Here is a 7,105-nt window from a genome sequence, read left to right on the forward strand (position 1 = left end):
GGACCGGCACGCGCGCGTGCCCGGCGAGGGCGGTGGTGAGTGCGCCCCACCGGTCGCCGAGGACGGCCACCGTGCCCGAGAGGTCGACGGCGTCGGAGAAGCCTTCGGGCGCCGCCTCCTCCTCGCCCGTCAGCTGCCGCAGCAGATAGGCGTCGGCCGCCGACCAGGCGCGCAGCTGGTCGCGGGGGTCCTCCGGGAAGCGGGTGAGGTCGTACGCGCCCCATGACGTGCTCAAACGGTTCATCGTGCCCTCAGGCTAACGGAGAGCGGACGGGCGAACGGAGGGCGGACGGGCCGTGGGACTCGGCCCGCGAGCCCCACGGCAGAGCGGTCAGGGGTGTGCGGGCTCGAACCAGGTGGGCTCGTCCGCCAGCGCCCGCTTGATCCGGGACAGGGAGAAGTCGTGCAGTTCGGGCAGCGCGTCCACGTCGAACCACGCCACTTCCAGCGACTCGTCGTCGTTGACCCGTGCCTCGCCGCCGACGGCACGGCAGCGCAGGGTGGTGTCCATGTACTGGCAGATGTCGCCGTTGTCGTAGGTCACCTTTTCGAGGGCCTGCACCAGGACCACGCGCTCGGGCACGCAGTGCACGGCCGTCTCCTCGTACACCTCGCGCACCGCGCACTCCGCGGGCTGCTCACCCGGCTCCGGGATGCCGCCGATCGCCGACCACCTGCCGTTGTCGGAGCGCCGCCCGAGCAGCACCCGTCCCTCGTCGTCGAAGACTATGGCGGTGACTCCGGGCAGCCAGAGCAGCTGGTGGCCCGCGTCGGCCCGGATGGTGCGGATGAAATCAGGAGTAGCCATGGTCCGACCCTAACCGCGCCGCGCCGCCGCCCTGTCCGGGGCCGGGAACACCGATCCGGGCCCCGCGCACGGCAGTTACTCCGCTGCGGTCCGCCGGGCCCGCACCACCGAGGTCACGGCCCAGCCGAGACCGCCCGCGGCGATCAGGACGAGGATGTACTCGGGGAGCACGCCGAGCCGGGTGGCCGGGGTCCGCGAGGAGCGCAGCGGGACCTCCTCGACGAGCGAGTCCGCGGTGTACCACGTCGTCTTCGCCCTGACCTTGCCGTCGGGCATGATCACGGCGCTGACGCCACTGGTCACCGGGACCGCGACGGCGCGGCTGTGCTCGACCGCGCGGATCCGGGACATGGCGAGCTGCTGGTAGGTCATCTCGCTGCGGTCGAAGGTGGCGTTGTTGCTGGGCACCGAGATGATCTGCGCGCCATGGGTGACGGTGTCGCGCACCGCCCAGTCGAAGGCCGCCTCGTAACAGGTCGCGATGCCCACCTTCGTACCGGCCATCGTGAAGACACCGGGCTCGGTGCCGCGGCTGAAGTCCTGGCGCACCTTGTCGACGTCGCTGCTGAATGCGCTGATCAGCGAGCGCAGCGGGATGTACTCGCCGAACGGCTGGATCTGTCGCTTGTCGTACGTGCTCGTGGGGCCCTTCTTCGGGTCCCAGAGGATCTGCTCGTTGTAGAGCTTGCCGTCCTTGGTCTCGACGACCCCGCCGACGGAGACCGGCGCGCCGATGGCCTTGACGGCGCCCTCGATCGCGAGGCGCGCGTCGGGGTTGGTGAACGGGTCGATGTCGGAGGAGTTCTCCGGCCACAGGACGAGGTCCGGGCGCTTGGCCTTGCCCGCCTTCACCTCGGCGGCGAGGCGTTCGGTCTCGCGCACGTGGTGGTCGAGGACGGCGCGGCGCTGCGCGTTGAAGCCGAGGCCCGCGCGCGGGACGTTGCCCTGGATCGCGGCGATCGTCGCCGTGCCGTCCTCCGCCTCGTCGCTGACGAGCGGGCGCGCCGCGAAGGCGCCGACAACGGGAACGAGCACGCTGAGCGCGGCGACGGCCGCCGCGCCCCGGCGCACGACGCGGGTGCCGCGTACGTCGACGACCTGGCGCACGACTTCGTACAGCCCGAAGCCGCACAGGACGACCGCGAAGCCGAGCACGGGGGTGCCGCCGAGTGCGGCGAGCGGCAGGAACGTGCCGTCCGCCTGGCCGAAGGCGATCTTGCCCCAGGGGAATCCGTTGAACGGCACGCGCGCGCGGGCCGCCTCTCCCGCGATCCACAGGGCGGCCGCCCAGAGCGGATATCCGGGCAGCCGGGAGACGGCCGCGATGGCCGCGCCCACGAGGGCGACGAAGACCGCTTCGACGGCGGCGAGCGCCAGCCACGGGCCGGGGCCGACCTCGACACCGGTCCAGACGAGGAGCGGCAGGAGGAAGCCGAGGCCGAAGAGGTAGCCGAGGCCGAGGCCCGCCTTCCAGGTGCGGCCGTGCAGACACCAGGCGAGGGCGCCGAAGGCAGGGAGCGCCAGCCACCACAGGGTGCGGGGCGGGAAACTGACGTAGAGCAGCACTCCGGAGAGGGCCGCCACGGCGGCGGGCACCAGCCTGCGCAGGAGGCGCGCGGCGCGGGAGGCCTGTGGGGGCTGCGGGTCGAGCCGGCCCGGCTCGTCCACGGGAGTGGTGGTGGCTGTCACCCGGGGAGTGTACGGCGCGTCACCTGGGCGCCGACAGCTCGGCCGCGGGGGCCCCGGGGAGCCCTGCGCGTGGGTGTTCGATGAATCGTTCCTGCACAACTGGTCCCAAAGTGGGGCGTCAGCCGTTAGCGTGTGGCCGAGTCCCCGAGGCCGTCCGGTCCACTTCAGGTGGGAGCGGTTCGCGCCGGCGGGGGCCCGTCACATACCGGGGGGCGACGGGGTGGGGTCAACGGGTACGGCCGTGCCGGCCGGTCCGGCAGCGGCGCACGAACGACGGAGCGCGTCCGACGCGACAGGCGGAGCACTGCTGGGTGCCTGCGCCGCCTGGGCGCTGATCACCGCGGGTGTGCACGGCGGCAGCCCCGAGGGGATGCTCCTCGCGGTTCTCGCCGTGGCCGCGGGCTATGCGGGCGGACGGATCTGCGGGGCGCTGCTTCCGGTCGCCGCGCCGTGTGCGGGAGCGCTCGCGGGGCTCGGCCTCGCCGTGGCCGCGCCGCGCCTCACGCTGAGCCCCTCTTCTCCCCTGGGCCACACCGGCGCCACCGCCGCCCTGCTGATCCTGTCGGCCGGCGCGGCCTGCTGCGCGGCGTGGGCGGCCCGAACCCCTTCGGCACGCCTGGCGCTGCGGCTGCTCGCCGCGGGGGTCGCCGGTGCCGCGGTGGCTCTCGGCTCGCCGGTCGGCTGCGCCGGATCCGTCGTGGTGCTGCTCTGCTCGCTCGCGGCGGCCCGGCTGCGGCACCGGGCCCTCGGCATCATCGGGCTCGCCGCGGCGTCCGTGCTGGTCACCGGCGCTTCGCTGGCCCTGGCCGACGACTCGCTGCCCGAGGGTCTGACGGCCCCGCTGGAGGGCAGCATCGGCCACCACCGCGTACTGCTGTGGCAGGACGCGCTGGGCCTCGCGGAGCGGGAGCCGGCCATGGGGGTGGGCCCGGGGCGGTTCGGCGACGTCAGCCCGGTGGCCGCGGGCGACGTCCTGGCGGACGACAAGCCGCACTCGGCCACGCTTCAGCAGGCGTCGGAACAGGGCTTCGTCGGGGTGGCGCTGCTGGCCGCGGTGTTCTGCTGGTTGCTGTACGCCCTGTGGCTCTCCCCCGGCTCGACACAGGTCGTCCTGTCGGCGGGCGCGGCCCTCACGGCACTGACGGCCGTGGCGGCGGTGGGCAACGCCCTGAGCGTCACGGCGGTGACGACCGGGGCGGGCATCCTCGCGGGCATCGCGACGGCACGGCCCCTGACCGACGAGTCACAGGAGGGAGCGGCGGTCAGCTCGGGGTACCGGTGAGTCCCAGGCGGGCCCTGATCGCCCGCACCGCCGACTCGGCGTTGTCGACCGTCACCGTGAACTTGTGGCCGTCGCCCAGGCTGAGCACCAGGCCTTCGCCGCGCCGGACCACCACGGCAGTGCCCTTCTCGGGGCGCCAGCGGTATCCCCAGCCGCCCCACTGGCGGGGCGTCACCGCGGGCGCGAAGTCCGCGCCGACGACGTGGGAGAGCGGAATGAGGCGGCGCGGCAGGCCCAGGTGGCCGCAGCGCACCTCCAGGTAGTCCTTCTCGACCTTCACGGCCACATGGACGAAGGCGAGCGTCCCGAAGAGCATCAGGAGTCCGACGGCGATGCACCCCACTACGGACATGGCCAGCGGTGCGATGCCGGAGGTCCACATGGAGTCGACCGCGAGCTCGATGCCGAGGGCCATGCAGGCGGCACCGGCGCACGCGAGCAGCCACTGGACGCGGTTCGTCGCGCGGCCGGTCCAGACCTCGTGCGGGCTGTCGGATGCGGCCCGCTCTTCGGGGGCGTCGTCCTTCATGCATCCGAGACTACTCAGATTCCGCCGTGAAGCCACCGCGTGGCAGAGCGTGACCGCCGCGTCAGAGCGCCGGGCTGGTCTCCGCGAGCATGCGTCCCTCCGCGTAGCCGAGCGCCGCCCGGGGCAGCTGCTCCTCGCGCCCGCTGAGCAGGACGGTCAGGCCAGGAGTCACGGCCGCGGCACCCACGGCGGCACCGGCCCTGCGCAGCGCCTGGGCCGCCACCGCGCCGGCCGAACCGTGCAGGACCAGGGGCGGCATACCGGGCTGCTGGACGGCGGCACGAATGCGCTCGGCAACCAGCTCGTAATGGGTGCAGCCCAGGACGACGGCCCTTACATCGCGCGGGGTGAGGGCCGCCGCGGCGGCGATCGTCTCGTCGATGGCCGCCTCGTCCGCGTACTGCACGGCGTCGGCGAGGCCGGGGCAGGGCACCTCGGTGACGGCGACCCCGTTCGCGAAGTCGTCGATGAGTCCCCGCTGGTAGGGGCTGCCGGTGGTGGCGGGCGTGGCCCAGATGGCCACGGGTCCGCCGCCCGCGGCCGCGGGCTTGATCGCGGGCACGGTCCCGATGACCGGGATCCCGGGCTCCAGGCGGGCCCGCACGGTGGGCAGCGCGTGCACGGAAGCGGTGTTGCAGGCCACGATCAGCGCGTCGGGACGGTGCGCGGCGGCCGCCTCGGCGACGGCGACGGCGCGCTCGGTGAGGTCCTCCGGAGTACGTGGTCCCCAGGGCATGCCGTCCGGGTCCGAGGAGAGAACGAGATCGGCGTCGGGCCGAAGGCGACGCACCGCGGCCGCCGCGGCGAGCAGTCCGATGCCGGAGTCCATGAGCGCGATCTTCACCCGGTCACCATAGTCGATGGGCCCCACAGGCACCGTCCTGTGGGGCAGACTTCAGCGGATGAGCGCCGTTGCGTGGATCGCCACCGGATCGCTTGCCGCGTGGCTTTGGCTTCTGTTGGGGCAGGGCTTCTTCTGGCGTACGGACATGCGTCTGCCACCACGCCGGGACCCCGCCGACTGGCCTTCGGTCGGTGTCGTCGTCCCCGCGCGGGACGAGGCGGCCGTGCTGCCCCTGAGCCTGCCCTCGCTGCTCGCGCAGGACTATCCGGGGCGGGCCGAGGTCTTCCTTGTCGACGACGGGAGTTCGGACGGCACCGGCGAGCTGGCGCGTGCGCTCGCCGAGCGCCACGGCGGACTGCCGCTGACCGTCGGCTCCCCCGGCGAGCCGCCCGCGGGCTGGACGGGCAAGCTCTGGGCGGTACGGCACGGCATCGGCCTGGCCCGTGCGCGGGATCCCGAGTATCTCCTGCTCACCGACGCAGACATCGCCCATGAACCGGACAGCCTGCGCCGGTTGGTGGCCGCGGCGGACAACGGCGGCTACGACCTCGTCTCGCAGATGGCCCGGCTGCGGGTGGAGAGCCTGTGGGAGCGCCTGGTGGTCCCGGCGTTCGTGTACTTCTTCGCGCAGCTCTATCCGTTCCGGTGGATCGCCCGGAAGGGCTCGCGGACGGCCGCCGCGGCGGGCGGCTGTGTCCTGCTGCGCACGGAGGCCGCCGAGCGCGCCCGGATTCCCGGTGCCATCCGGCAGGCGGTGATCGACGACGTGGCGCTCGCGCGGGCGGTGAAGCGTTCGGGCGGCCACATCTGGCTCGGCCTCGCCGAGTGCGTGGACAGCGTGCGTCCCTATCCACGCCTGGGTGACCTGTGGCGGATGGTCTCGCGCAGCGCGTACGCGCAGCTGCGGCACAACGTGCTGCTGCTCGTCGGCACGGTCGCCGGTCTCGCCGCGCTGTATCTCGCCCCTCCGGTGGCGCTGTTCGCGGGACTCGCCACGGGCAACCGCGCGGCGGCGGTCGCGGGTGGCCTCGCCTGGCTGGTGATGACGGCGACGTATCTGCCGATGCTCAACTACTACGGCCAGCCGTTCCCGCTGGCGCTGCTGCTGCCCGGCACCGCGTTCCTCTACCTCCTGATGACGGTGGACTCGGCGGTGCAGCACTACAGAGGGCGTGGTGCCGCGTGGAAGGGGCGTACGTACGCACGCCCCGACACCACGTCTCCGGAGCCCTCGACCGAGCAGCGCTAGGGCCGTCCGGCGGATCGGCTACTTCCTGCCGGGCGTCCAGTTCATGCCCCACCCGTAGGTGTGGTCCATGGTGCGCTGCGGGCTCACGCCGCGCTCCGGCACCAGGTAGCGGGCCTCCCGCTGGACCACGAGGTCACCGCCGTTGTTGGTGATCAGGGCCAGCGCGCAGACGGTCGAGGGGACCGTGCACTCGTCGAGGGAGAAGTCGACGGGGGCGCCGTGCTGCGGCTGGAGGGTGACCGTGGCGTTGAGGTCGGCGAAGCTGCGCGCGCCTTCGTAGATGGTCACGAAGATGACGATGCGCCGGAAGTCCTTGATGTGGTCGAGGTTGATGGTGAGGTTCTCGCCGGTGGCGACGGCGCCGGTGCGGTCGTCGCCGTCGAGCAGGATGTACGGCGGCTGGTTCAGCGAACCGAAGGCGTTGCCGAGTGCCTGGACGACTCCCTTGCGGCCGTCGGTGAGTTCGTAGAGGGCGCAGAGGTCGAGGTCGAGGTCGGCGTGCATGGCGACGGCGCGGCCGAGTTTGGCGCCCCAGCCCTTGAACTGCTTGCGCACCTCCCAGTTGAGGTTCACGCGCATGCCGCCCGAGGTGCCGCCCTGCTTCGTCAGGGAGACGGACGGCGCATCCTTCGTCAGCGTGACCTTGGTCAGTCGCACGGGCGCGGGAGCCGCGCGGGCGGCGGCGCGGCTCCCGCGCCCGTGCG

General features: G+C 73.2%; 7 protein-coding genes and 1 pseudogene. 2 read left to right on the top strand and 6 right to left on the bottom strand.

Annotated features, from left to right (window positions below; genetic code table 11):
• The 3 genes and pseudogenes from AOK03_RS26215 to lnt form a co-directional block, all read right to left on the bottom strand.
• Positions 1–244, bottom strand: a pseudogene (locus tag AOK03_RS26215) (methyltransferase); the annotation flags it as partial.
• 87 nt (positions 245–331) lie between these two features.
• Complete coding sequence (locus AOK03_RS26220; RefSeq protein ID WP_055567811.1) at positions 332–808, bottom strand: NUDIX hydrolase; 477 nt, start codon at positions 806–808, stop codon at positions 332–334.
• A 75-nt stretch (positions 809–883) separates the two neighbouring features.
• On the bottom strand, positions 884–2,497 hold the full coding sequence (gene lnt, locus AOK03_RS26225; protein WP_055567812.1) for an apolipoprotein N-acyltransferase: 1,614 nt from the start codon (positions 2,495–2,497) through the stop codon (positions 884–886).
• 241 nt (positions 2,498–2,738) lie between these two features.
• On the opposite strand from lnt, the gene AOK03_RS26230 reads away from it, so the two are divergent.
• Positions 2,739–3,779: an O-antigen ligase family protein gene (locus AOK03_RS26230; protein ID WP_244177756.1), complete on the top strand. Its 1,041-nt coding sequence runs from the start codon at positions 2,739–2,741 to the stop codon at positions 3,777–3,779.
• Here AOK03_RS26230 and AOK03_RS26235 read toward each other — a convergent pair.
• Complete coding sequence (locus tag AOK03_RS26235; protein ID WP_055567813.1) at positions 3,760–4,308, bottom strand: hypothetical protein; 549 nt, start codon at positions 4,306–4,308, stop codon at positions 3,760–3,762. The two genes, AOK03_RS26230 and AOK03_RS26235, sit on opposite strands and share 20 nt — an antisense overlap.
• A 61-nt stretch (positions 4,309–4,369) precedes the next feature.
• Positions 4,370–5,152: a glutamate racemase gene (locus AOK03_RS26240; protein WP_055567815.1), complete on the bottom strand. Its 783-nt coding sequence runs from the start codon at positions 5,150–5,152 to the stop codon at positions 4,370–4,372.
• A gap of 58 nt (positions 5,153–5,210) precedes the next feature.
• Between AOK03_RS26240 and AOK03_RS26245 the strand changes: the two genes are divergently transcribed.
• The gene (locus tag AOK03_RS26245) at positions 5,211–6,401 is read left to right on the top strand and encodes a glycosyltransferase (protein ID WP_055567816.1); all 1,191 of its coding nucleotides are present in this window, start codon (positions 5,211–5,213) and stop codon (positions 6,399–6,401) included.
• A gap of 18 nt (positions 6,402–6,419) precedes the next feature.
• Here AOK03_RS26245 and AOK03_RS26250 read toward each other — a convergent pair.
• Positions 6,420–7,105 (bottom strand): TerD family protein (locus AOK03_RS26250; RefSeq protein ID WP_244177757.1); only part of this gene is annotated, 686 nt, incomplete at its 5' end.

It is taken from the genome of Streptomyces atriruber, assembly GCF_001418325.1.
Lineage (GTDB): Bacteria > Actinomycetota > Actinomycetes > Streptomycetales > Streptomycetaceae > Streptomyces > Streptomyces atriruber.